Genomic DNA, 24,126 nt, shown 5'->3' with positions numbered 1-24,126 from the left:
GTCTCAGCTGACAGGGGCGCCGATGGTGCCGACAACGGCGTCCATCGGCTGTCCCGACGCGTCGCGCTTCGCGCCGGGCGCCGGCAACTGGCGCACGGAACCGTCAGCTCCCACGGCGCGCGGTTCCTCACCCACCCAGGCGAGCGTGAGCGTGTCCTCGCCCTTCAGGAAGCGCTGTGCGCGGACGCCGCCCGTGCCGCGCCCCTTCGACGGGAACTCGGAGAACGGTGAGACCTTCCCCGAACCGGCGTCGGTCCCGGGAAGCGATTGGGTCGACCCGGCGATCGTCGCGACTACCGTCTCTGCGGTGGGCGTCACAGCTGAGAAGGCGATGACACGCTCGCCGGGCGTGACGCGGATGCCGGCCATACCTCCGGCCCCGCGACCCTGTGGCCGGACCGTGTCGGCACCGAACCGCAACAGCTGGGCGTCGGAGGTCACGAAGACGAGTTCGGCCGCATCGGATGCCGGAGCGGCACCGACCACGCTGTCGCCGGGCTTCAAGGCGATGATGTCGATGTCAGGCTTCTGCGCGATCTCGGCTGCCGATACGCGCTTGACGACGCCCTGCGCCGTGCCGATGGCGAGCGGCGGCGCGTCCACCAGCGCGACGACCGCGACGACGTGCTCGCCCGCGGGCAATCCGACGTACTGGTCAGCCCGTGTTCCGGCGGCCAGTTGCACCGCATTCGCCGGCACGGACGGCAGGTCGACGGGGGAGAAGCGGACGAGGCGCCCCCGGCTCGTGACCGCCCCCAGGTCACCGCGCGTCGTCGTGTCGGCGGCGGAGCGGATCGCGTCGTGCTTCGCACGCCGCGTGGGAGGCACGATGGCGGCGTCGGCAGTCTCCGCTCGCACCATGCGTCCGGTGGCGGACAGGTACACGCGGCACGGCGTGTCCGCGATCTGGAGGTCGACCGCCGCCGACGCGCGCGACCGCGACGCGACCGGGCCGCCGTTGAGCAGCAGCGTGCGGCGCGGAGTGCCGTAGGCTTCGGCAGCCGCGTCCAGCTCCCGGGCCACCTGTGCGCGCAGGAGCAGCTCGCTGGCGAGCAGCTCCTCCAGCTGTGCGATCTCCGACTTCAGCTCGTCGCGTTCGGTCTCCAGTTCGACGCGGGAGAACTTCGTGAGCCGCCGCAGTCGCAGCTCGAGGATGTACTCGGCCTGCGGCTGCGACAGGTCGAATACGTCCATGAGGCGGGTGCGCGCCTGTTCCCCGTCATCGGAGGTGCGGATGACCTGGATGACCTCGTCGATGTCGAGGATCGCGATGAGGAGGCCCTCGACCAGGTGCAACCGGTCCTGGCGGCGCGCCAGACGGTAGCGGCTGCGTCGCGTGACGACCTGGATGCGGTGGTCGAGGTAGACCCGCAGGAGCTCCTTCAAGCCGAGTGTCTGCGGCTGACCTTCGACGAGTGCGACGTTGTTGATGCCGAAGGAGTCCTCGAGGGGCGTGAGCCGGTAGAGCTGCTCGAGCACGGCGTTCGGATCGAACCCCGTCTTGATCCCGATGACGAGACGGAGGCCGTGATTGCGATCGGTGAGGTCGGTGACGTCGGCGATGCCCGTGAGCTTCTTCGCCGTCACGGCATCCTTGATCTTCTCGATCACACGCTCGGGACCGACCATGTACGGCAGCTCGGTCACGACGAGGCCCGTTCGCCGCGGCCCCAACGACTCGACGGAGACCTTCGCCCGCGTGCGGAACGTGCCGCGTCCGGTCGCGTAGGCGTCCTTCAAGCCGTCGAGACCGACGATGACCCCGCCGCCCGGCAGGTCAGGCCCGGGCACGAACTCCATGAGCTCGTCCAACGTCGCGTCGGGATTCTCGAGGAGATGACCGGCGGCGGCCACGACCTCGATGAGGTTGTGCGGCGCCATGTTGGTGGCCATGCCGACCGCGATGCCGGTGGTGCCGTTGACCAACAGGTTCGGAAAGGCCGCAGGGAGGACATCGGGCTGCAGGAACTGCCCGTCGTAGTTGGGCACGAAGTCGACGACGTCCTCGTCGAGGTTTTCCGTCAGCGCCAGCGCGGAAGGCGCCAGTCGGGCTTCGGTGTAACGCGCCGCCGCGGGGCCGTCGTCAAGCGATCCGAAGTTGCCGTGCCCATCGACGAGCGGAACACGGAGCGCGAAGTCCTGCGCCAAGCGAACCAGCGCGTCGTAGATGGCGGAGTCGCCATGGGGGTGGAGCTTGCCCATGACCTCGCCGACGACGCGAGCGCTCTTGACGTGGCCTCGATCCGGGCGAAGGCCCATGTCGGCCATCTGGAACAGGATTCGGCGCTGTACCGGCTTGAGTCCGTCGCGCGCGTCAGGCAGCGCGCGGGAGTAGATGACCGAGTAGGCGTACTCGAGGAAGGACCCCTGCATCTCCGCCGAGACGTCGACGTCTTCGATGCGTTCGCCGCCGGCGGCGGACGCGGGGTCAGTGCGCGAAGCAGCCATGGGGAAGTGAGGTCCTCCGGAGACGGGAACGAACGAGCGGAAACGGGGTGCCGCCGGGTGTGTGCGAGACTGACCCCGATGTCTCTCAGCCTACCCGCGGACCCGCCCTCGGCCCGGAGCCTCACCGATGTCGTGCCGCAGACGATCGCCGCGCTCCAGGGGCGTTCGGACTGGTTCGGATCGGCGCGCGGGGCGGTCGTGGTGCTCCTGGACGGCCTCGGCCGAGCGAACCTCACTGCGCGGTCGGGGCATGCGCGTTTCCTCGTTTCGCGGATGACCAAGCGCGACGCGCTCCGCACGACATTCCCCTCGACGACGGCGACCGCCGTCACGGGACTCCTCACCGGTCGCGACGCCGGAGAACACGGCATCGTCGGCTACCGCGCGCGGGTGCCGGGCACCCTCAATGCCCCGAATCAGCTCAAGGGCTGGGAGACGGACGGGCTCGATCCGCTCGTCTGGCAGCGCGCGGCACCCCTCCTCGAGACCGAGTCGCGAGCCGGTCGCCCGTGCGTCGTCATCACCAAATCCATGTACGCGGACACGGGCTTCACCCACGCCACTCAGCGCGGTGCGGAGTTCGTGGCGGCGGAGAGCCTGGAGGAGCGCCTCGCCCGCGCAGCCGACGTCACCACGGCACGAGACGGCGCGCTCGTGTACGTCTACGCTCCCGAACTCGACACGATCGGGCACGCGCACGGGTGGGAGAGCGAACGGTGGATTCGGGGCCTCGAGCACGTCGACGCGGCGATAGCGGAATTCGACCGGTCCCTGCCGCGCGGCGTCGGCGCCGTCGTCACCGCCGATCACGGGATGGTCGACGTTTCGGCGCACCGGCACGTGCTCCTCTCGGAGGGAGATCCTCTCCTCACCGACCTCGAGCTCGTCGCGGGAGAGCCGCGGCTCCTTCAGCTCTATACGGCATCCGGCGCGTCCGAGGCGGTGCTCCAGCGATGGCGGGATGCCGAGGGCCACCGCTCCTGGGTCATGAGCCGCGACGAGGCGATCGCTGCGGGACTGTACGGAGCCCGCGTGGACCCCGAGGTGGTGCCGCGCATCGGCGACGTGCTCGTCGCGGCGCGTTCCAGCGTCGCGTACTACGACGACCGCCTTGCGGACAAGAGGCCGCAGCGGATGATCGGACAGCACGGTTCGTTGACGGATGCCGAGAGGATCGTCCCGCTCATCCGACTCGGCGCGTTCGCCGGCTGAATCAGCCGTCTTCGGTGCGCGCGCCGAAGACGATCTCGTCCCAGGAGGGCATGGACGTGCGTCCCTTGCGTCGCGACGTGTCGGCCGACGGCTCGTCGATCGGAGCCTCAGGACGCGACTCCTCGGCCGGCGCTTCGTCGTAGCCGGGCTCGAGCGCGTCGAACAGTGCGACGGGACTCGACGTGGCGCGAGGGCTCTCGGAATCGGAAGCCTCCCCGGGCATGGCTTCACGCTGTCCGCGGCGGCGGCGCAGCGCTTCCAGCAGATCGGCGGTGTCGGTCGAGGTGATCGCCTGCTCCGGTGCGCGCTTGATGGCTGCCTGCTGCACGGCGGGGGATGCGGGCTCCCGAACCTCGGGAGCTTCCAGATCGGCATCGGGGAGACGACGGGGACCGAAGGCGCCGCTGTCGAAGCGCGTGGCATCCTTCACGCTCGACACGTCCAGCGCGCGTAAGCGGGGGATGAGCCCTTCGGGAAGCGAGCCCTGGCGGGACAACTGCGTGGCGTCGGCGTTCTGGGGCGCGAGCGTTGCGCGACGCGGGTCGAAGGACCACCGCGCGTCGTGATCGACATCGCCCGCGGTGAACTCGAGCTTCACGATCCAACCGCTCTGCTCGCGCCAGCTCGTCCACCGCTCGCCGACGGCGCCCGCTTCTGCGAGCTTCGCGCGTACCGCGGTGCCGAACGTCGGCTGAGCATCGGGGTCGAGTTCCCCGCCGAGAAGAACAGGCACAGCCAGGGCCTGACCGACGATGTGCTCACGCTCGGCGAGCACCGGGCCCTCGAATCGAGCGACGTCCTCGACGCGCACGCCCAGCAGCGTGGCGACCTCCTGCGCGGACAGTCCGGCGCGGATGTGCGACTGGATGTCGCGCGGGCTCGGCCTCGCGGCGCGGGGCTCGGCGTCTCGCGTCGTGCGACGCAACTGCGTGCGCAGCGTCTCGTCGACGGGCAGAGCGAACCGATCGCCGGACTCCGTGGCGAGCACGAGTACGCCGTCTTCGATCCCGATGACCTTGAGCTGCTCCATGCGAAACACCCCTCCCGTTCCTGCGTGTGCGCCCATCGTGTCACGCAGCCTTCTGGATGACGGGAATATCCCGCGCGCGCCGCGAGTTTGACGCGACGAACCGGCGGGATCGTCGGCGGCACACGACGGCATTTGCGAAATGCAGTGCGGTCGTGCAAACTATGGCCGCCCGACTCGGGCCCGCGAATACGAAACACTGGAAGTAGAGACGTTCGAGCAATGGCTACGGATTACGACGCCCCCCGCAAGACCGACGACGACAGCGAGTCGATCGAGGCCCTGAAGGAGCGCGTCCCCGACAAGCTGTCGGGATCGGTCGACTCCGAGGATGCGGACAACCCCTCGGGGTTCGAGCTGCCGGGGGCGGACCTGTCCGACCTCGAACTCGACGTCGTCGTGCTGCCCCCGCAGGAGGACGAGTTCACCTGCATCGAGTGCTTCCTCGTCAAGCACCGCACTCAGATCGATCACGAGTCGGCGGCCGGCGCCGTGTGCATGGAGTGCGCCGCCTGATCAGCGCCGCCTGATGGCCGCCACCTGACCAGCTCCGGACCGTCCGAGCGCCCGCTCCTCAGGACGAGCGGGCGCGTCGCAGGGCCGCAGCGACCCGATCGGGTGTGCGCGTCGAGAAGACCCACTCCGTCACCGGATCGTGGGGATCGGTGACCGGCACGCGAACGAGTCCGTCGATTCCGGGGCGCAGAAGGTGCCACGCCGTCCTCGAGAGCCCCGGGCCCCGCAGAAGACGCGCCTCCTCACCGGATGCCGTTTCCGGCTCACCCAGCAGCTCGACGGGCACGTGGGCACGGCCGACCATCAGTTCACCGTCGTCGACAGCGATGACCGGCGACGCAGCGACCAGCCCGACCACCAGTGCGAGCGCCACCCCGACTCCCGCGGCAAGGGCGACCGTCGGGTCGAGCGGGACGAAGACGAGTGCCACCATCGGTGCGCTCACGGCGGCTGCAGCCAGCACCCACAGCGAGGGGCTCAGTCGTTCGCGGTAGGGGACCGCGTGCGGTCTCAGGTCGCTCGTCATGTTGTGCATTACCCTCATGGAGTGATCCAAAGCGTGGACATTCCCATCATCGCATCGCACGTGCCCGTCTACGCCCATCCCGGCGACGCGGGAGCCGACCTCGTCTCGACGGAGGCGGTGCGTCTGGAGCCCGGACAGCGTGCTCTCGTCGGCACCGGCGTACGTATCGCCCTTCCCGAGGGCTACGTCGCCTTCGTGGTCCCGCGCAGCGGGCTCGCCGCGAAGCACGGCATCACCATCGTGAACGCGCCGGGAACGGTCGACGCGGGCTATCGCGGCGAGATCAAGGTCTCCCTCCTCAACACCGATGCCACGGAGGCGTACGACATCGCGGCGGGCGATCGGATCGCACAGATCGTGATCATGCCCGTTCCTCAGGCCCGATTCATCACCGTGGACGAACTGCCCGACAGCACGCGCGGCGAGGGCGGCTTCGGTTCCACCGGCTATCAGACAGGAAAGCACGCATGACCGACGGAGACATCCGCAAGGCGTCACCGACCGATCGCTCGGCGACGGGACCCTTCGACGAGTCCGAGGCGAACCCGGTTCGTCCGTACATCGACCTCGGCGGAATCAAGATCCTCCCGCGCGAAGGACTCAACCTCCGCCTCGAAGTGGAGGAGCAGACCAAGCGCATCGTCGCGGTCGGACTCGACTACGCGGACTCCACGTTGCAGGTTCAACCCTTCGCCGCCCCACGTTCGACCGGCCTGTGGGACGAGACGCGCGAGCAGATCCGCCAGCAGATCCGCCAGCAGGGCGGACGGGTGGAAGAGCGCGAGGGGCCCCTCGGACACGAGCTTCTCGCCGAGGTCCCGGTGTCGGGCGCCGATGGGACGAGCGGAAAGCGGATCGCCCGCTTCGTGGGCGTAGACGGTCCGCGGTGGTTCCTCCGGGGCGTCATCGGCGGTGCCGCGGCCGCTGACGTCGAGGCCGCGGCCCGGGTGGAGGACCTCTTCCGGTCCATCGTCGTCGTCCGTGGAGGTACGCCCATGCCGCCGCGCGACCTCATTCCGCTGAAGATGCCCGCAGCCCCCGGTTCGGCGTGAGCGACCTCTCTCGGCCCGACGCTCCGGAGGGCGCCGACGAGCACGCCGCTCGACCGGATCTCACCCCGCCGGAGGCGTCGGCATCCGACATCCTGGGCCAGGCGTTGGGCAGTGCGGCACGCCGCGCGGGTCTCGATCCCGCGAAGGACGCGTCGACGGGGCACGTCGTGTGGCACGCGATGGGCGGCTGGCGCGGCGTCCTCGAGGCGGTGCTCCCGGGCCTGGCTTTCGTGGTGCTGTTCACGACGACTCGCGATCTCGTGCTTTCCCTCGTGGTGTCGGTGGCCTTGGCGGCCGCCTTCACGGTGATCCGGCTGATCCAGAGGTCGACCCTGAGCGCAGCCCTCGGCGGCCTGATCGCGACGGCTGCCGCCGCGGGACTGGCCCTGTGGACGGGTCGCGGCGAGGACAACTTCGTTCCGGGCCTCATCACGAATGCGGTCTACGGCACGGCCTTCCTCGTGTCGGCGCTCGTCGGCTGGTCGCTCATCGGATTGGCGGCCGGGTTCCTCATGAACGAGGGGACGGCGTGGCGTGCCGACGCGCGCAAGCGCCGGACGTTCTTCTGGCTCGCCCTCGCATGGTCGGCGCTGTTCTTCGCCCGACTGGGAGTGCAACTCCCGCTGTACTTCGCGGGGGATGTCACCACCCTCGGAACCCTCAAGCTCGTAATGGGGCTGCCACTGTTCGCTCCGCTCGTCGCCGTCACCTGGCTGGCCGTCCGCGCGGTGTACCCGCGAGCCGAAGCGTCCGACGCGGCGTGATAGATTTATCTTGATATCGAGATAAATCTTCGCGACGGGCGGTTAGGGGAACCTCACTAGCCTGGGCCTCCGGGCCGCGCGAAGATGGAAGCGACGTGGTGCGCGCCCGTCCCCGCCGACGAAGGCGCCCGCGGCCCAGGATAAGGAGACCAGACGTGTCCACAGTTGACAGCTTCGGAGCCAAGAGCACCCTGACAGTCGGCGGCACCGACTACGAGATCTTCCGCATCGACACCGTCGCCGGATACGAGAAGCTCCCGTTCAGCCTCAAGGTCCTGCTGGAGAATCTCCTGCGCACCGAGGACGGCGCGAACGTCACCAAGGCGCAGATCGAAGCCCTCGGCGGCTGGGATGCCGACGCCGAACCCGACACGGAGATCCAGTTCACTCCGGCACGCGTCGTCATGCAGGACTTCACCGGAGTTCCCTGCATCGTCGACCTCGCCACGATGCGCGAGGCGGTCACCGCACTCGGCGGCGACCCCAACAAGATCAACCCCCTCTCGCCGGCAGAGATGGTCATCGACCACTCGGTCATCGCCGACCTCTTCGGTCGCGAAGACGCCCTCGAGCGCAACGTCGAGATCGAGTACGAGCGCAACGGCGAGCGGTACCAGTTCCTCCGGTGGGGACAGACCGCGTTCGACGACTTCAAGGTCGTGCCGCCCGGGACGGGCATCGTCCACCAGGTCAACATCGAGCACCTCGCGAAGGTCATCTACGACCGCACCGTCGAGGGCACCCTGCGCGCATACCCCGACACGTGCGTGGGCACCGACTCGCACACGACGATGGTCAACGGTCTCGGCGTGCTCGGCTGGGGCGTCGGCGGTATCGAGGCGGAGGCCGCCATGCTCGGCCAGCCCGTCTCCATGCTCATCCCGCGCGTCGTCGGCTTCAAGCTGACGGGGGAGATCCCCGCGGGCGTGACGGCGACCGACGTGGTGCTGACGATCACCGACCTGCTGCGCAAGCACGGCGTCGTCGGAAAGTTCGTCGAGTTCTACGGCGAGGGCGTCGCACAGGTGCCGCTCGCCAACCGCGCCACCATCGGCAACATGAGCCCCGAGTTCGGTTCCACCGCCGCGATGTTCCCGATCGACGACGTGACTCTCGACTACCTGCGTCTGACGGGCCGTGACGACCAGGCCGTCGCCCTCGTGGAGGCCTACGCCAAGGAGCAGTCGCTCTGGCACGACCCGACGCGTGAGCTCGTCTTCAGCGAGTACATGGAGCTCGACCTCTCGACCGTCGTTCCGTCGATCGCCGGCCCGAAGCGCCCCCAGGACCGCATCCTCCTGTCCGAGGCGAAGACGCAGTTCCAGAAGGACATCCTCAACTACGCGGATGCCACGGAAGAGGACTCGGTCGAGCTCGAGGGCACGTTCCCGGCGTCCGACCCCGGCGTCATCCCCGGCCAGGACCACGAGCACGTGTCCGCCGGCGGCGTCTCCCACCAGCACGAAGACGCGCACGCCGAGGCGCTGCTGGCCAGTGGTGCGGCGCACGCGGCATCCAAGCCTGTACGCGTCACCACTCCCGATGGCGAGGCCTACCTGCTCGACAACGGTGCGGTGACGCTGGCGGCCATCACGTCGTGCACCAACACCTCCAACCCGTCGGTCATGATCGCCGCGGGTCTCCTCGCGAAGAAGGCCGTCGACAAGGGACTGAAGCGCAAGCCGTGGGTCAAGACCACGCTCGGCCCCGGCTCCAAGGTCGTCACGGACTACTACGAGAAGTCCGGTCTCGACAAGGCGCTCGAGGGTCTCGACTTCTACACCGTCGGGTACGGCTGCACGATCTGCATCGGCAACTCCGGACCCCTGATCGAGGAAGTCTCGGCGGCCATCAACGAGAACGACCTCGCCGTGACGGCCGTTCTCTCGGGCAACCGCAACTTCGAGGGGCGCATCAGCCCCGACGTGAAGATGAACTACCTGGCATCGCCGCCGCTCGTGGTGGCGTACGCCCTCGCCGGGTCGATGAACTTCGACTTCGAGACCGACCCGCTCGGCAAGGACGCGCAGGGGGAGGACGTGTTCCTCAAGGACATCTGGCCGTCGCCGGAAGAGGTCCAGGACGTCATCGACCACTCGATCTCCCGCGAGCAGTTCATCACGCAGTATGCGACGGTGTTCGAGGGCGATGAGCGGTGGAAGAACCTGCCCACCCCGACCGGGCCGGTCTTCGAGTGGGACGAGAACTCGACCTATGTGCGGAAGGCGCCCTACTTCGACGGGATGCAGCACGAACCACAGCCGGTCACCGACATCTCCGGTGCCCGCGTCATGGCGACGCTCGGCGACTCGGTGACGACGGACCACATCAGCCCTGCCGGCAACATCAAGGCGGGAACCCCCGCCGCGCAGTACCTCACCGAGCACGGCGTCGCCCAGAAGGACTTCAACTCCTACGGCTCACGCCGCGGGAACCACGAGGTCATGATCCGCGGCACGTTCGCGAACATCCGCCTGAAGAACGAGATGGTCGCCGCCGTCAACGACGGGCAGGTGGTCGAGGGCGGCTTCACGCGCGACTTCACCCTCGAGGGCGGACCGCAGGCGTACATTTACGACGCGAGCACGAACTACCAGGCACAGGGCACTCCGCTCGTCGTCTTCGGCGGCAAGGAGTACGGCTCCGGCTCGTCGCGCGACTGGGCGGCCAAGGGGACCAGCCTGCTGGGCGTCAAGGCCGTCATCACGGAGAGCTTCGAGCGCATCCACCGTTCCAACCTCATCGGCATGGGCGTCGTTCCGCTCCAGTTCCCCGAGGGCGAGAGCTGGAAGTCGCTCGGACTCGACGGCACCGAGATCGTCTCGATCGAAGGACTCGAGCAGCTCAACGAGGGCGTCACGCCCAAGACGGTCACCGTCACGGCGGCACCCAGCGAGTTCTCGCCCGCCGGCAAGGAGACCGTGGTCTTCGAGGCCAAGGTGCGCATCGACACCCCCGGAGAAGCGGACTACTACCGCAACGGCGGCATCCTGCAGTACGTTCTGCGCTCGCTGGTCTGAGCATCCGGAGAAGGCCCCGGTCCTGCCGCGTCGCGCGGCGGATCCGGGGCTTTCTCGTATCGGCACGCATACAATCGAGAGATGAGTCTGCTCGCGTCGATCATCGGTCCTCGGGACCTCGATGCGCTCAGCGCCGACGACCTTCGAGCGCTGGCGCAAGAGATTCGCGAGTTCCTCGTCGCCAACGTGTCCCGCACGGGCGGCCACCTCGGACCGAACCTGGGCGTGGTCGAGCTGACCCTCGCCATCCACCGGGTCTTCGACTCGCCGAACGATCCGATCGTGTTCGACACGGGTCACCAGTCCTACGTGCACAAGCTCCTCACCGGCCGTCAGGACTTCGACGGTTTGCGCGCGCGCGGCGGCCTCGCCGGGTACCCGCAGCGATCCGAGAGCCCGCATGACGTCGTGGAGTCCTCGCACGCATCGAGCTCGCTCAGCTGGGCGGACGGCATCTCCCGCGCACTGACGCGGACGGGGCGCGACGACCGCCACGTCGTGGCCGTCGTCGGCGACGGCTCGCTCACGGGAGGGATGACGTGGGAGGCCCTCAACAACATCTCCGACGACAACGACCGCAACCTCGTCATCGTCGTCAATGACAACGGCCGCTCCTATGCGCCCACGATCGGCGGGATGGCGCGCTATCTGAACCGCGTGCGCACGACCGACGGCTACGAGCATCTGCGACGTCGGTCCGACACGCTGTTCCGCAAGCTCGGGCCCGCCGGACGGGCGCTCTACCGCGGAGTGCGAGGCGGGACGCACGGATTTCTCTCTCGGTTCACCAACAACGCCGCGCTCTACTCGAACCTCGATATCAAATACCTCGGCCCCATCGACGGTCACGACGTGGACGCGCTCTTGGAGACGCTGCAGCTCGCCAAGGAGTACCGCGCGCCTGTCATCGTCCACGCGATCACCGAAAAGGGTCGCGGGTATGAACCCGCCCGAAATGACGAGGCCGACCAGTTCCACGCCGTGGGCAAGATCGACCCGGTCACGGGTGAACCTCTCGGCGGGTCGAACGCGCTCGCCTGGACCGACGTCTTCGCGGAGTCGCTGGTCGCCGCGGGGGAGAGGCGAGACGACGTCATCGCGATCACCGCGGCCATGCTGCGTCCGACGGGGCTGCAGCCGTTCGCGCAGCGCTTCCCCGACCGCACCTACGACGTCGGCATCGCCGAGCAGCACGCCGTGGCATCCGCTGCCGGCCTGGCCTACGGGGGTCTTCACCCCGTTGTCGCCATCTACGCGACGTTCATGAACCGCGCGTTCGATCAGGTCATGATGGACGTCGCCCTGCATCGCGCGGGCGTTACCTTCGTGCTGGACCGGTCCGGCGTGACGGGGCCGGACGGGCCGAGCCACCACGGCATCTGGGATCTCGCCATGCTCCAGCTCGTTCCCGGCATCCGCATCGCTGCCCCCCGCGACGCTGCTCGACTGCGCGAAGAGTTCGACGAGGCTCTCGAAGTCAGCGACGCGCCGACCGTCATCCGGTTCCCGAAGGGCTCCGTCGCCGACGACCTGCCCGCCGTCGAACGGCGCGCCGACGGTGTGGACGTCCTGTACCGCGCCGGCGGCGAAGACGTGCTCATCATCGGCATCGGCTCGATGGCGCAGTTGTCGGTCGAGGTCGCCGAGCGCTTGCGCGCGCAGGGTATCGGGGCGACCGTGATCGACCCGCGGTGGGTGGTTCCCGTCGCGGCGTCCGTCGTGGAGCTCGCCGCACGCCACCGGCTCGTCATCACGATCGAAGACGGCATCCGTGTCGGCGGGATCGGCACCCGGGTGCGCCAGGTGCTCCGCGAGTCGGGCGTCGATACGGCCGTCGACGAGCTCGGACTTCCCGACGCGTTCATCGACCACGCGTCGCGCGAGCAGATCCTCGCCGATGCGGGCTTGACCGCGGCGAAGATCGCGCAGGACGTCGTCGCTCAGGTGCTCGGCACCCGTATTCCCGTCGCCCGTCCGACGAACGACACGGGCACCCTGTGGCTCGCCGACGATTCCGGTTCGCGAGCGCGTTGACGGCGGCGTGACAGCATGGAGCTGTGTCTTCGTCCTCTGCCGTCACCCCTCCACCGACCGCGAATCTGACTCGCGAGGAGACGTCCGCACGTTCGTCCGCCCTACGGCTGGACACGATCGACGTCGACCTCGATCTCCGGCACGCCGCCGACCTGGCGATCGAGACGTTCGAGACGTCCGCGACCTTCGTCTTCTCCGCGTCGACCAGCGAGACGTGGATCGACTTCGTGGGCGCGGAGGTGAGCGGGCTCGTCGTTAACGGCGAGACGCGGCCCGTCGAATGGGACGGGGCGCGGCTCCGCGTCGACGGTTTGGCCGCGCACAACGTGGTGACCGTCCGCGCACGCGGCGTGTTCAGCCGCTCGGGCGAAGGATTGCACCGATTCACCGATCCGGTCGACGACGAGGTCTACCTGTACACGCAGTATGAGCCGGCGGACGCGCGGCGCGTCTACCCCGTGTTCGAGCAGCCCGACCTGAAGGCGCGCTGGCGCTTCCGGGTGAGCGCACCCGCGGGATGGGTGGTGCTGTCCAACGGCGCAGCCACGCACCGCGCCGATGTCGACGGGGGCGTACGGCACTCGTTCGCGGAGACTCTGCCTCTCTCCAGCTACATCACGGTTGTCGCCGCCGGTCCGTACCACCGCGTGGAAGGTGTCTGGACGGCGGCCGACCGCCGCATCGACCTGTCGGTCCTCTGCCGCGCCTCGATGGCACCCCATCTGGATGCCGAGGAGATCCTCGACGTCACGCGGCGAGGTCTCACCTTCTTCGAGGAGGCATTCGCCTTCGCCTACCCATGGGGGAAGTACGACCAGATCTTCGTCCCCGAGTACAACCTGGGCGCTATGGAGAATCCGGGTCTCGTGACCTTCACCGAGGCCTACCTCTTCCGAGGCGCGGCCACTGCCGCCCAGCACGAAGCTCGCGCCAACACGATCCTGCACGAGATGGCGCACATGTGGTTCGGCGACCTCGCGACGATGCGCTGGTGGGACGACCTGTGGTTGAAAGAGTCATTCGCCGATTTCATGGGTTCGCACGTCTCGGTCGCGGCCGGAGTCCATCCCGAGGCGTGGGTGAGCTTCGCGAGCAGGCGAAAGGCCTGGGCCTACGAGCAGGATCAGCTTCCGACGACGCATCCGATCGTCGCCGACATCACCGACCTCGAGGCGGCCAAGCTCAACTTCGACGGCATCACGTACGCGAAGGGAGCGTCCGTCCTCAAGCAGCTCGTCGGCTTCGTCGGCGAGGACGCGTTCTTCCGCGGCGCTCAACGGTACTTCGCCGACCACGCGTATGGGAGCACCACTCTCACCGATCTCTTGCGAGCGCTCGAAGCGGCGTCCGGCCGCGACCTCACTGCGTGGAGTGCCCACTGGCTGCAGACGACGGGGATGCCGGAGATCCGGCTGACTCGCACGGAGAACGGTCTCGTGGTGCACCAGACTCCGGCGCGCCCGCATCGCATCCTCATCGGCGCGTACGACTGGGAAGGCGAGCGTCTCGTCCGACGTGCGGGCGTTTCGGTGGACCTGTCCGCCGAACAGACGACGATCGCGGCGCCCGTGCTGCCCGACGCCGCACTCCTGGTGCCGAACGACGACGACGTGACGTACGCGAAAGTGCGCCTCGACGAGCGTTCGACCGTCGCCGTCGCCCAGGGCCTCAGCACCGTCGCTGATCCGCTCGCGCGATCGGTCATCTGGGCCGCGCTGTGGAACGCCGTACGCGACGGCCTGCTGCCGGTCGCCGAATACGTCGAGATCGTCACCACTCACGCGTCCGAAGAGACGTCGGTGTCGCTGCTGTCCGACGTCATCTCGCGCACGTCGTACGCCCTGGAGCACTACGCCGCCCGCGCCGACCGTGCGCGCCTCTCCGCTGCGTGGTTGGCGACCACCTGGGAGGCGCTGCACCGAGCCGACGCGGGAAGCGACGCCCAGCTCGCCTGGGCGCGCGGGCTCGCATCGGGGGCTCGCAACGACGACAGTCGGGCCGCCGGCATCCGCGATCTTCTCCGCGGCGCAGCCACGCCGCCCGACGGCCTCGCGCTGGACCCCGACCTGCGCTGGGCGTTGCTGATCGCCCTCGCGGCCACCGGGCACGCTGACGCCCGCGACGCCGACACGGAGCTCGCGGCCGATCCGTCCGCCGCCGGCCGGCGCGCCCACCGCACTGTGCTCGGCGCACGACCAGACCGCGCGGTACGCCGCGCCGGATGGGACGCGGCCTGGAGCGACACCGCACTCAGCAACGACGAGCTGGATGCGACGATCTCCGGGGTCCGCGCAGGAGACCATCGTGGGTTCGTGTCAGACCTCGACGACGAGTATTTCGATCGCATCCGGACGGTGTGGTCGACGCGCAGTATCGAGATCGCGCGCCGACTCGTGCGTGGACTGTTCCCGGCTGCCGACAGCCTCACGCGAGTCGATCAGTGGCTCGTCGACAACGAGGACGCGCCCGCGGCCCTACGGCGACTGATCATCGAGCAGCGAGACACCCTGGCACGCGACCTGCGGGTTCGCGCTCTCCAGCCCGCGGGTTGAGAGCGCGTCCGCGTCAGACCCCCACACCCCGGATCGGCGGCTCGTGGAAGGTGGCTCCGAACGTGCGCTCGGACGCGCCCTCACGGTCGAGGTACGGTGAGGCTCCGCCGTCGATGAACGGCCAGCCCGCACCGAGGATGAGACACAGGTCGATGTCCTCGACCTCGGGCACGACGCCCTCATCGAGCATGATCCGAATCTCGTGCGCCAGCCCGTCCTGCACCCGGCGCAGGATCGCCTCCGCCGAAGCCGGGTGGGAGCCCACGTGCCCCTTGAGGACCTTCTCCGCCGCCTTGGTTAATCCGGTGACTCTGCCGCCCCTGTCCTTCTCGACGACCTCGGTGAGCTCGGCGAGGGCGTGGAAGTTCTCGTTCGCGTAGAAGCGATCAGGGAACGCGCGCACCATCGTGTCCTGCACGTGCGCAGCCACCTTCCACCCCACGAGGTCGATCAGCTGGAACGGCCCCATCGGCAAGCCGAGCGGCCCGAAGGCCTTCTCCACGTCGGCGACGGGAGTGCCGTCGTAGACGGCACGGGCGGCTTCTCCCATCACCTTGGCCAACAGCCGGTTCACGACGAAACCCGGGGCATCGGCGGTGAGCACGGCGTTCTTGCCGAGACCACGGGCGACGACGAAGGCCGTGGAGAGCGCCTCCTCTGAGGTGTGCGGCGTCTTCACGATCTCGATGAGCGGCATGACGGCGACGGGATTGAAGAAGTGGAATCCGACCAGGCGCTCGGGGTGCGCGAGCTTCGCGCCGATCTCCTCGACCGACAGCGACGATGTGTTCGTCGCGAGGACCGCATCCTCCGAGACGACCGCCTCGATCTCTGCGAACACCGCCTGCTTGACGCCCACCTCTTCGAAGACCGCTTCGATCACGAAGTCGCAGTCCGCGTAGAGGCTCTTGTCGGTCGTGCCGGTGACGAGGGAGCGGAGCTTGTTCGCCGCGTCGCCGTCGAGACGTCCCTTGGCTTCCAGCTTGCCGATCTCGTCGTGGATGTAGGCGACACCCTTGTCGACGCGTGCCTGATCCAGGTCGGTGATGAGCACCGGTACCTGGAGCTTGCGCACGAAAAGCAGGGCGAACTGGCTGGCCATCAGACCCGCGCCGATGATGCCGACTTTCGTGACCTTCTTGGCGAGAGCCTTGTCGGGCGCGCCCACGGGTCGCTTGGCGCGCTTCTGCACGAGATCGAAGGCGTACATGGACGCGGCGAACTGATCGCCCGTGACCAGATCGGCCAGCGCCTCGTCCTCCCGGGCGAAACCCTCTGCCTTGGTGCCGCTCTTCGCCTTGTCCAGCAGATCGAGCGCGACATACGGAGAACGCGGAACCGTGCCGATCTTCGATTCCAGCATGCCGCGGGCCACCTTGATCGCGATGGGCCACTTCGTCAGGCGCTCGATCTTGCCCGGCTCGTTCTTCCGCTCGACCTTCCGGCTGCCGGTCAGCACCTCGTCGGCCCAGCGCAGCGAGTCTTCCAGGTAGGTCGCGGCCGGGAACTGCGCATCGACGATGCCGTAGTCGAGGGCCTGCTGCGGCTTGAGCATCCGGTTCTGCTTGAGCGGATTGCTGATGACGACCTCGAGGGCGTTCTCGATGCCGATCAGGTTGGGCAGCAGGTACGCACCACCCCACCCGGGGATGATGCCGAGGAAGACCTCGGGGAGCGCGATCGCGGCCGCCGACGCGTCGACGGTGCGATAGGTGGAGTTCAGCGCGATCTCCAGCCCGCCGCCAAGGGCTAGTCCGTTGATGAAGGCGAAGGACGGCACGCCGAGGTCGCCCAGCTTACCGAGCACGTGATGACCGAGCTGTGCGATCAGACGAGCGTCGTCGCGGGAGCGTACGAGGCTGATGTCGGAGAGGTCGGCACCGGCGGCGAGGATGTACTGCTTGCCTGTGATGCCGACCGCGTGGATCTCGCCGGCCGCAGCCCGAGCGGCCAGACCGTCCAGACGCGATCCCAGCTCCGTCAACGTCTGCGGACCGAGCGTGTTGGGCCGCGTGTGATCGCGCCCGTTGTCCAGTGTGATGAGGGCGAGCACCTTCCCAGAGGCGAGGCGCACGTCACGTACGGGGGAGTGCGTGACGACCTCGTCGGCGGACAGGCCCATCAGCGGCGAGAAGTCGATGTCTGCGTAGTTCGTCATCGTTTCAGCGCTTCTTTCCGTCGAAGTGGGGGTTCTCCCAGATGACCGAGCCGCCCTGGCCGAGTCCGACACACATCGCCGTCAGCCCGTACCGGACATCCGGACGCTCGGCGAACTGTGCAGCGAGCTGGATCATCAGGCGGACCCCGGATGCCGCGAGCGGATGGCCGAGTGCAATCGCGCCTCCCCACGCGTTCACGCGGGGGTCGTCGTCGGCGATACCGAAGTGATCGAGCAAGGAGATGACCTGGATCGCGAAGGCCTCGTTGAGCTCGAAGAGGCCGATGTCGTCGATCGTCAAGCCTGCCTTCGCCAGAGCCTTCTCCGTCGACGGGATCGGGCCGATGCCCATGATCTCGGGCTGCACCCCCGCGAAGGCGAACGACACCATCCGCATCTTCGGGCGGAGGCCGAGCTCCTTCACGGCGTGCCCTCCCGCCAGAAGCGACATGGTCGCGCCGTCGGTGAGCGGCGAAGAGGTGCCCGCGGTGACACGACCGTGCGGGCGGAACGGCGTCTTCAGCGCGGCGAGATCGGCCATCGTGGTCTGCGGCCGACGCCCCTCGTCCTCCGTGGCAAGCCCCCAAGCCCCGTCGGCATCCTTCACGGCCACGGAGACGAGGTCGGGCTGGATCTTCCCGGCGTCGTAGGCCGCCTGCACCTTGTGCTGGCTCAGCATGCCGAAGCGGTCGGAGCGCTCCTTCGTGAGGTGCGGGAACCGGTCGAAGATGCGCTCCGCCGTCACTCCCATGTTCAGGGCGCCCGGGTCGACCATCCGCTCGGCGACGAACCGGGGATTGGGATCGGCGTTGCCGCCGATCGGGTGGTGGCCCATGTGCTCGACACCGCCCGCGAGGGCGAGGTCGTACATGCCGACGCCGATAGACGCACCCATCGTCGTGACGCTGGTCATGGCGCCGGCGCACATGCGCTCCACAGCCAGTCCGGGGACGGTCTGGGGGAGGCCTGCGAGAATCGCCACCGACCGTCCGAGAGTGAGTCCCTGATCGCCGGTCTGACTCGTCGCCGCGATCGCGACATCATCGATGCGATCGGCGGGAACCGAAGGATTGCGCTCCATCAGGCCGATCGTGGCCTTGACCGCGAGGTCGTCGGCACGGGTGTTCCAGTACATGCCCTTCTCGCCCGCACGACCGAACGGGGTGCGCATACCGTCGACGAAATAGACGTCCGAGAGCTCGGCCACACTGCCTCCAAAAGATTGAGATCCAGTCCAGCCTAAAGTGACACCGGGTGCCGCGAAATCGGTTGGGCCGAACCTACGAACCTGATTCGGACGCCTCGGCGGCATCCTGCACGGATTCCACAAAGGCATCCGCGATGACCTGTGCTGTTCGCTCAATCTGCCAAGGTCGCGCACCGTGCCCCGCAAGCGCCGCCGCGACGCCGTCCACATCCAGCGGGGAGGGAGGCGTCCAGGCGAGCCGCCGCAACGTGTCCGGGGTCAAGAGGTTCTCGGTCGGCATCCGGAGATCCGCCGCGAGCTGCTCGACGCGGGGACGGGCGGCCTTGAGCCGGGCGTCCGCGGCGGGATTGCGGTCGACCCACGCGCGGGGAGGGGGAAGCCCGTCGCCCGCCATGCGCTCCGACGGCAGGCTCTGGTCGGCGCGGCCCGCCTCGATCGCCGCCCACCAGCGGTCCAGCTGCGTACGGCTTGCGCGGCCGGTGAACTCCTTGAGGCGGGCGAGATCCTGCTTGGTCGCCGGGTCTGCGATGACGGCGGCGACGAGCGAGCGATCGGGGACGAGGCGACCCGGCGACACGTCCTCGTCCTGAGCGAACTGCTCACGGGCGGTCCACAGTGCGCGTGCGACGGCGAGCGCACGGCGACCGCGGACCGTGTGCAGCCCACTCAGTCGACGCCACGGCTCTTCGCGAGGAGGCTTGGCCGGGCGAGTCAAGACCGCGTCGAACTCCTCGGCCGCGATTCGCGTCTTGTCCTGCTCCTCGAGCTCGGCGACCAGCACGTCACGAACATCCACGAGATGAAGGACATCGAGCGCGGCGTACTCCAGCCACGACTGGGGGAGCGGTCGGGTCGACCAGTCGGCGGCCGAATGCGCCTTCGCGAGCGTGATGCCGAGAGTGTCCTCGACGACCGCGCCGAGCCCGACCTTCTCGTGACCCAGCAGACGCGCGGCGAGCTCGGTATCGAACATCGAGGCCGGTTCCAGTCCGTCCTCCCGTAGCGACGGGAGATCCTGGCTCGCCGCGTGCAGCACCCACTCGACATCCCCGATGGCCTCCTGCAGCGCGGCCATGTCGCCGATCTCGGGCGGGTCGAACAGGAACACCCCGGCATCCCGCCGGAAAACCTGGATCAGATAGGCGCGCTGCGAGTACCGGAAACCGGAGGCGCGCTCGACGTCGACGGCAGCCGGCCCCGTTCCCGCGGCGAGCGCGGCACAGGCGTCGAGGAAGCCGTCGCGATCGGCGATGACGACGTACTCAGTCACGCGAGCTCCTCTGTGCACCGAATACCGCGATGCCTTCGGACCCCGGGGGAAGCCCGGCCAGCATGCACACCAACTCGGCCCAGGCGTCGACGTGGGCAGCGAGATCACCGGACGGCGTCCACGAGGCGCGCAGTTCTATCTGCGCACCGTCGCCCTCGACACCCAGGCTCCCGAACCCCTTGGAGAGGGTCTTCGTAGCCGTCCCGGATGCCGAGTGGAACTCCGCGCGGCGAGACTGCAGGGCATCGACGAGCCATGACCACGCGACATCGGCCAGCAGAGGGTCGGTGCCGATCTCCGGCTCCAGCGGCGCCTGCGCGAAGCACACGATCCGCCACGCCCCGCCCCACTGCTCGGGTTCGGTCGCATCGTGCAACAGGACGAACCGGCCCGTGCCGTACTCGGAGTCGCCACCGTCCGCGGACGGGCGCACGTCGCCGGCGAAGGCGACGGCATCCGGAGCGAGCGAGGCCGGCGCAGGGATCTCGCGAACGATGAAGTCGTCGCGGAACGTCAATGCGCGCAAGGCATCGGCCACTCCGGTGAACCCGGACGCGGAAGAAGGACGGGAGTCATCCACATCCACAGACTAAAGTGAGGCCACGATGAAGGCATCCAGGCGCGCCGTCGGCGCAACCCCGACCGACGCTCTGCGGGCGGTCCTCTTCCTCCTCACGGGAGCACTGGCGGTCATGACGGCGCTGCTGGCGTTCGTCGCCGCGCGGATGGCCCGTCGCGTCGTCACTCCCGCCGGACGCCGCACCGACACCCGCATCCTCGATGTCGACGTGGCCGCGCAGACGATCACCCTCAGTCGCAACCCCGACACCGCCCTGCCCGGAAGATACGGCTTGTTCACGGCGGGGACCGAGGGATACCTCAAGCTCGGCTCGGTGCTCTCGGGCGACGAGAGTTCTGTGACGCGGAAGCTGCTCACTCACATCGGCTCGGACTCCCACCTGGCTGCCGATGCCGCGTTCAGCGGCTGGTACTTCGATCGTCCGGAGCAGTTGCACCTTCCTTACGAGTCAGAGCTCGTGGGCTCTGCCGTGGGACCGTGCCCCGCGTGGATCTTCCCGGCGGCGGAACCGACAGACACCTGGGTCATCCAGGTGCACGGTCGGGGCACCAATCGAGCCGAGTGCCTTCGTGCGGTCCCTCTCTTCCACGGTCTCGGGATCACGTCGCTGCTCGTCTCGTACCGCAACGACGGCTCGGCCCCGCGAAGTCGCGCCGGTACGTACGGGCTCGGCGCGACGGAATGGCGTGACGTGGATGCCGCGATCGGACTCGCCCGTCGGCGAGGTGCGCGACGCATCCTCATCATGGGCTGGTCGATGGGCGGCGCGATCGCCCTGCAGGTGGCCCTCAGCTCCGCGCACCGCGACTTGATCGTCGGGGTGATCCTCGAGTCTCCCGTCGTGGACTGGCGACGCGTGCTGAGCTATCAGGCACGCCTCATGGGACTTCCCACCGCCGTCGCCGGGCTGGCGATCGGGGCGCTCAGCACGGAATGGGCGACACCTCTCGTCGGCACAGAGGCTCGGATTCCGTTCGAGCGACTGGACGTCGTCGCGCGGGCGGGGGAGTTGCGGCATCCCATCCTCATCCTCCACAGCGACGACGACGGCTTCGTCCCCTCTGATGCATCGCACGATCTCGTGGTGGCCCGACCCGACCTGGTCGAACTCCAGGTGTTCGATACGGCACGCCACACGAAGCTGTGGAACTACGACCAGGACCGGTGGAGCGCCACGATCACCGACTGGCTCGAACGGCACGACTTCACGCCGCAGCACGCGTGAGCACGCGGCATCCGTCGGCTGTGTCGGCATCTAGGGTTGAGGGGTGAACAGCGTCCCGGCCGGCATCGTGCACCTCACCGAACGCACTCCGCAGGTGTCGGGCGCCGAGATGGTGGCCGCCCTCGTTCCGCCGCCCCAGTTCGATGACGCGACGTTCGAGACGTACCGCGTCGACCCGCAGTACCCGTCGCAGCAGGAGGCCAAGGACCTGCTGGTGAGCTTCAGCGGTGGCCAGCGCGCCGCGGCGCGCGCCGGCGGGCTGTTCCGTCGCCGTGAGAAGTCGCCGGAGCTGAAGCCCGGGGTCTACCTCGACGGCGGGTTCGGCGTGGGGAAGACCCACCTCCTCGCCGCCGTCTACCACGCCATGCCCGCGCGCCGGAAGTACTTCGGTTCCTTCATCGAGTACACGGCGCTCGTGGGCGCGCTCGGTTACCAGCAGACCGTCGCGCTGTTCCGCGGCGCGGACCTGCTGTGCATCGATGAGTTCGAGCTCGACGACCCGGGCGACACCATGGTGATGACGCGTCTGCTCGGGGAGCTCGTCCCGACGGGAACCCGGTTGGCGGCGACCTCGAACACGCCGCCGAACGCGCTCGGTGAGGGGCGCTTCGCCGCGCAGGACTTCCTGCGCGAGATCCACGCGATGTCCGCGAGCTTCCAGACCCTGCGCATCGACGGCACCGACTACCGCCAGCGCGCCATCGACGGACACGGCAAGACCCTCACGGATGCCGAATACTCCGACGCCCTCGCGGCAGCCGACGGCACGGCATCCGACGACGCGTTCGCCGACCTCATCCGCCACCTGGCGACCGTGCACCCGTCCCGCTATCTACGTCTCATCGACGGCGTCTCGGCGATCGGGCTGCGCGAAGTGACCCAACTGGACGATCAGTCGGCCGCCCTCCGCTTCGTCGCGTTCGTCGATCGCGCGTACGACGCCCAGATCCCCGTCCGAGCGACGGGCCGTCCCCTTGACGAGGTCTTCTCGGAGGAGATGCTCGCGGGGGGATACCGCAAGAAGTACCTCCGTGCCATCTCACGACTGGTCGCACTCACCCACGCCTGAGCGAACTGCCAGCGCGCGGTCGGGCCGCGGAAACGTGGAATTTACGTAACGGGCATCCGTGTAATCAAGGCGAAACACGGGCCGTACCCCCGAGGAAACCCCGTGTCGGAACACTGGGGGCACCCGACGCTACACCTGCGTCCCTGCAGAGAGGTTTCTTCCGAGATGGATCAAGGCAACACCGCATTCATTCTCATCGCCGCAGCGCTGGTCCTGTTGATGACGCCCGGTCTGGCGTTCTTCTACGGCGGCCTCGTCAAGGCGAAGAGCGTCATCAGCATGATGATGATGAGCTTCGGGGCTATGGGCCTCATCGGCGTCCTCTGGGTGCTCTACGGATACGCGATCGCGTTCCCGGGCGCCGAGGGAACGATCTTCCCCTGGGCCATCGACACGTCCGCACTGGGCCTGTCGAGCCTGCTCGAGACTCCTGAGGGCGCGGCGTACCCGCCCCTGGCCTTCGTCGCGTTCCAGGCGACGTTCGCGATCATCACGGTTGCGCTGGTCTCCGGTGCGATCGCGGACCGCGCCAAGTTCGGCGCCTGGATGGTCTTCGCGGGCCTCTGGGCCACGGTCGTCTACTTCCCGGTGGCCAGCTGGGTGTTCAACTTCGGCCTCGCCGAGGACGGCAGCTTCGCGTACGGCGGTTGGATCACGCACGGTCTGCAGACCGCGTTCGGCGTCGGCGCGATCGACTTCGCCGGTGGTACCGCGGTGCACATCAACGCCGGTGCGGCAGCTCTCGCCCTCGCGCTGGTGCTCGGCAAGCGCGTCGGGTTCCAGAAGGGCGTGCACGTTCCCCACAACCCGCCGTTCGTCCTCCTGGGCGCCGGTCTGCTGTGGTTCGGATGGTTCGGCTTCAACGCCGGCTCGGAGCTCGCCGCTGACGGCACCGCCGCGCTGGCGTTCGTCAACACCATCGCCGCTCCCGCCGCCGCGCTGCTCGCCTGGCTCCTGGTGGAGAAGATCAAGGACGGCAAGCCGACCTCGGTCGGAGCCGCTTCCGGTGCCGTCGCAGGTCTCGTCGCGATCACTCCCGCCTGCGCTGCGCTGCAGCCCATCTGGGCGATTCTCCTGGGCCTGATCGCCGGCGCCGTGTGCGCCCTTGCCATCGAGCTCAAGTTCAAGTGGGGCTTCGACGACTCGCTCGACGTCGTGGGAATCCACCTCGTCGGCGGCCTCATCGGCACGCTCTACCTCGGCTTCTTCGCCAACGGCACGGGCCTGCTCGTCGGTGGCGACGCCACGCAGCTGCTGGTTCAGGCCATCGCGGCCTTCGCCGTCCTCATCTACTCGTTCGTCATCGCCTACGTCATCGGCTTCGCGATCGAGAAGACCATGGGCTTCCGTGTGAAGAACGAGGACGAGATCGCCGGCATCGACACCGTGGTGCACGGCGAAGAGGGATACGTCCTCGCCGACACCAAGGCCTGATCGCTCCGCACACAGCACCCGGAAGGGCGCTG

The 24,126-nt window shown here is 68.4% G+C and carries 18 protein-coding genes; 11 read left to right on the top strand and 7 right to left on the bottom strand.

What is annotated here, in order from left to right; all coding sequences use genetic code 11:
* Window positions 1-3: 3 nt before the first annotated feature.
* Window positions 4-2,448, bottom strand: a complete 2,445-nt coding sequence (locus P0Y48_03990; GenBank protein ID WEK14377.1) for a DNA topoisomerase IV subunit A — start codon at window positions 2,446-2,448, stop codon at window positions 4-6.
* Between the two features lie 78 nt (window positions 2,449-2,526).
* On the opposite strand from P0Y48_03990, the gene P0Y48_03985 reads away from it, so the two are divergent.
* Window positions 2,527-3,660, top strand: a complete 1,134-nt coding sequence (locus P0Y48_03985; GenBank protein WEK14376.1) for an alkaline phosphatase family protein — start codon at window positions 2,527-2,529, stop codon at window positions 3,658-3,660.
* A gap of 1 nt (window position 3,661) precedes the next feature.
* On the opposite strand, the gene sepH is transcribed toward P0Y48_03985, so the two are convergent.
* Window positions 3,662-4,690 (bottom strand): septation protein SepH, encoded by a 1,029-nt coding sequence (gene sepH / locus P0Y48_03980; GenBank protein WEK14375.1) that lies wholly within the window; start codon window positions 4,688-4,690, stop codon window positions 3,662-3,664.
* Between the two features lie 219 nt (window positions 4,691-4,909).
* Here sepH and P0Y48_03975 point away from each other — a divergent pair, with 219 nt between their 5' ends.
* Window positions 4,910-5,203 (top strand): DUF4193 domain-containing protein, encoded by a 294-nt coding sequence (locus tag P0Y48_03975; protein ID WEK14374.1) that lies wholly within the window; start codon window positions 4,910-4,912, stop codon window positions 5,201-5,203.
* 58 nt (window positions 5,204-5,261) lie between these two features.
* Here the strand turns inward: P0Y48_03975 and P0Y48_03970 are convergent, their stop codons facing one another.
* The gene (locus P0Y48_03970) at window positions 5,262-5,747 is read right to left on the bottom strand and encodes a DUF3093 domain-containing protein (protein WEK14373.1); all 486 of its coding nucleotides are present in this window, start codon (window positions 5,745-5,747) and stop codon (window positions 5,262-5,264) included.
* A 3-nt stretch (window positions 5,748-5,750) separates the two neighbouring features.
* On the opposite strand from P0Y48_03970, the gene dut reads away from it, so the two are divergent.
* The 6 genes from dut (at window position 5,751) to pepN (ending at window position 15,151) form a co-directional block, all read left to right on the top strand.
* Window positions 5,751-6,200: a dUTP diphosphatase gene (gene dut, locus P0Y48_03965; GenBank protein ID WEK14372.1), complete on the top strand. Its 450-nt coding sequence runs from the start codon at window positions 5,751-5,753 to the stop codon at window positions 6,198-6,200.
* On the top strand, window positions 6,197-6,781 hold the full coding sequence (locus tag P0Y48_03960) for a DUF3710 domain-containing protein (protein WEK14371.1): 585 nt from the start codon (window positions 6,197-6,199) through the stop codon (window positions 6,779-6,781). The genes dut and P0Y48_03960 overlap by 4 nt, the downstream gene beginning before the upstream one ends.
* Complete coding sequence (locus P0Y48_03955) at window positions 6,778-7,545, top strand: DUF3159 domain-containing protein (protein ID WEK14370.1); 768 nt, start codon at window positions 6,778-6,780, stop codon at window positions 7,543-7,545. The genes P0Y48_03960 and P0Y48_03955 overlap by 4 nt, the downstream gene beginning before the upstream one ends.
* A gap of 155 nt (window positions 7,546-7,700) precedes the next feature.
* Entirely contained in the window at window positions 7,701-10,565 is a 2,865-nt protein-coding gene (locus tag P0Y48_03950) for an aconitate hydratase (GenBank protein ID WEK14369.1), read from the top strand.
* A gap of 81 nt (window positions 10,566-10,646) precedes the next feature.
* Window positions 10,647-12,599: a 1-deoxy-D-xylulose-5-phosphate synthase gene (dxs, locus tag P0Y48_03945; protein ID WEK14368.1), complete on the top strand. Its 1,953-nt coding sequence runs from the start codon at window positions 10,647-10,649 to the stop codon at window positions 12,597-12,599.
* Between the two features lie 23 nt (window positions 12,600-12,622).
* Window positions 12,623-15,151, top strand: coding sequence for an aminopeptidase N (pepN, locus tag P0Y48_03940; GenBank protein ID WEK14367.1), 2,529 nt, complete (start codon window positions 12,623-12,625; stop codon window positions 15,149-15,151).
* 13 nt (window positions 15,152-15,164) lie between these two features.
* Here pepN and P0Y48_03935 read toward each other — a convergent pair whose 3' ends face one another.
* From P0Y48_03935 to P0Y48_03920, 4 genes are all read right to left on the bottom strand, one after another.
* On the bottom strand, window positions 15,165-17,309 hold the full coding sequence (locus P0Y48_03935) for a 3-hydroxyacyl-CoA dehydrogenase NAD-binding domain-containing protein (GenBank protein ID WEK14366.1): 2,145 nt from the start codon (window positions 17,307-17,309) through the stop codon (window positions 15,165-15,167).
* 4 nt (window positions 17,310-17,313) lie between these two features.
* On the bottom strand, window positions 17,314-18,516 hold the full coding sequence (locus tag P0Y48_03930) for a thiolase family protein (GenBank protein WEK14365.1): 1,203 nt from the start codon (window positions 18,514-18,516) through the stop codon (window positions 17,314-17,316).
* Window positions 18,517-18,589: 73 nt separating this feature from the next.
* A complete protein-coding gene (locus P0Y48_03925; protein ID WEK14364.1) occupies window positions 18,590-19,786 on the bottom strand; it encodes an HRDC domain-containing protein in 1,197 nt (398 codons plus the stop codon).
* A complete protein-coding gene (locus tag P0Y48_03920; protein WEK14363.1) occupies window positions 19,779-20,366 on the bottom strand; it encodes a DUF3000 domain-containing protein in 588 nt (195 codons plus the stop codon). Before P0Y48_03920 ends, P0Y48_03925 begins: the two co-directional genes overlap by 8 nt.
* Window positions 20,367-20,391: 25 nt before the next feature.
* Here P0Y48_03920 and P0Y48_03915 point away from each other — a divergent pair, with 25 nt between their 5' ends.
* From P0Y48_03915 to P0Y48_03905, 3 genes are all read left to right on the top strand, one after another.
* Window positions 20,392-21,591, top strand: coding sequence for an alpha/beta fold hydrolase (locus tag P0Y48_03915; GenBank protein WEK14362.1), 1,200 nt, complete (start codon window positions 20,392-20,394; stop codon window positions 21,589-21,591).
* 43 nt (window positions 21,592-21,634) lie between these two features.
* A complete protein-coding gene (gene zapE, locus P0Y48_03910) occupies window positions 21,635-22,660 on the top strand; it encodes a cell division protein ZapE (protein WEK14361.1) in 1,026 nt (341 codons plus the stop codon).
* Between the two features lie 165 nt (window positions 22,661-22,825).
* On the top strand, window positions 22,826-24,094 hold the full coding sequence (locus P0Y48_03905; GenBank protein WEK14360.1) for an ammonium transporter: 1,269 nt from the start codon (window positions 22,826-22,828) through the stop codon (window positions 24,092-24,094).
* The last annotated feature ends 32 nt before the right edge of the window (window positions 24,095-24,126 follow it).

Origin of the sequence: Candidatus Microbacterium phytovorans (genome assembly GCA_029202445.1) — a bacterium.
Taxonomy (GTDB): domain Bacteria; phylum Actinomycetota; class Actinomycetes; order Actinomycetales; family Microbacteriaceae; genus Microbacterium; species Microbacterium phytovorans.
Note: the sequence above shows the minus strand (reverse complement) of the source record. Positions and strands in the feature narration are given on the sequence as shown.

Excerpts from the sequence above, each read along its gene's own strand:
- dxs (WEK14368.1), top strand. The coding sequence starts at position 10,647 with ATGAGTCTGCTCGCGTCGATCATCGGTCCTCGGGACCTCGATGCGCTC.
- sepH (WEK14375.1), bottom strand. The coding sequence starts at position 4,690 with ATGGAGCAGCTCAAGGTCATCGGGATCGAAGACGGCGTACTCGTGCTC.
- P0Y48_03915 (WEK14362.1), top strand. The coding sequence starts at position 20,392 with ATGAAGGCATCCAGGCGCGCCGTCGGCGCAACCCCGACCGACGCTCTG.
- P0Y48_03935 (WEK14366.1), bottom strand. The coding sequence starts at position 17,309 with ATGACGAACTACGCAGACATCGACTTCTCGCCGCTGATGGGCCTGTCC.
- P0Y48_03970 (WEK14373.1), bottom strand. The coding sequence starts at position 5,747 with ATGAGGGTAATGCACAACATGACGAGCGACCTGAGACCGCACGCGGTC.
- P0Y48_03905 (WEK14360.1), top strand. The coding sequence starts at position 22,826 with ATGGATCAAGGCAACACCGCATTCATTCTCATCGCCGCAGCGCTGGTC.
- P0Y48_03990 (WEK14377.1), bottom strand. The coding sequence starts at position 2,448 with ATGGCTGCTTCGCGCACTGACCCCGCGTCCGCCGCCGGCGGCGAACGC.
- P0Y48_03975 (WEK14374.1), top strand. The coding sequence starts at position 4,910 with ATGGCTACGGATTACGACGCCCCCCGCAAGACCGACGACGACAGCGAG.
- P0Y48_03960 (WEK14371.1), top strand. The coding sequence starts at position 6,197 with ATGACCGACGGAGACATCCGCAAGGCGTCACCGACCGATCGCTCGGCG.
- P0Y48_03985 (WEK14376.1), top strand. The coding sequence starts at position 2,527 with ATGTCTCTCAGCCTACCCGCGGACCCGCCCTCGGCCCGGAGCCTCACC.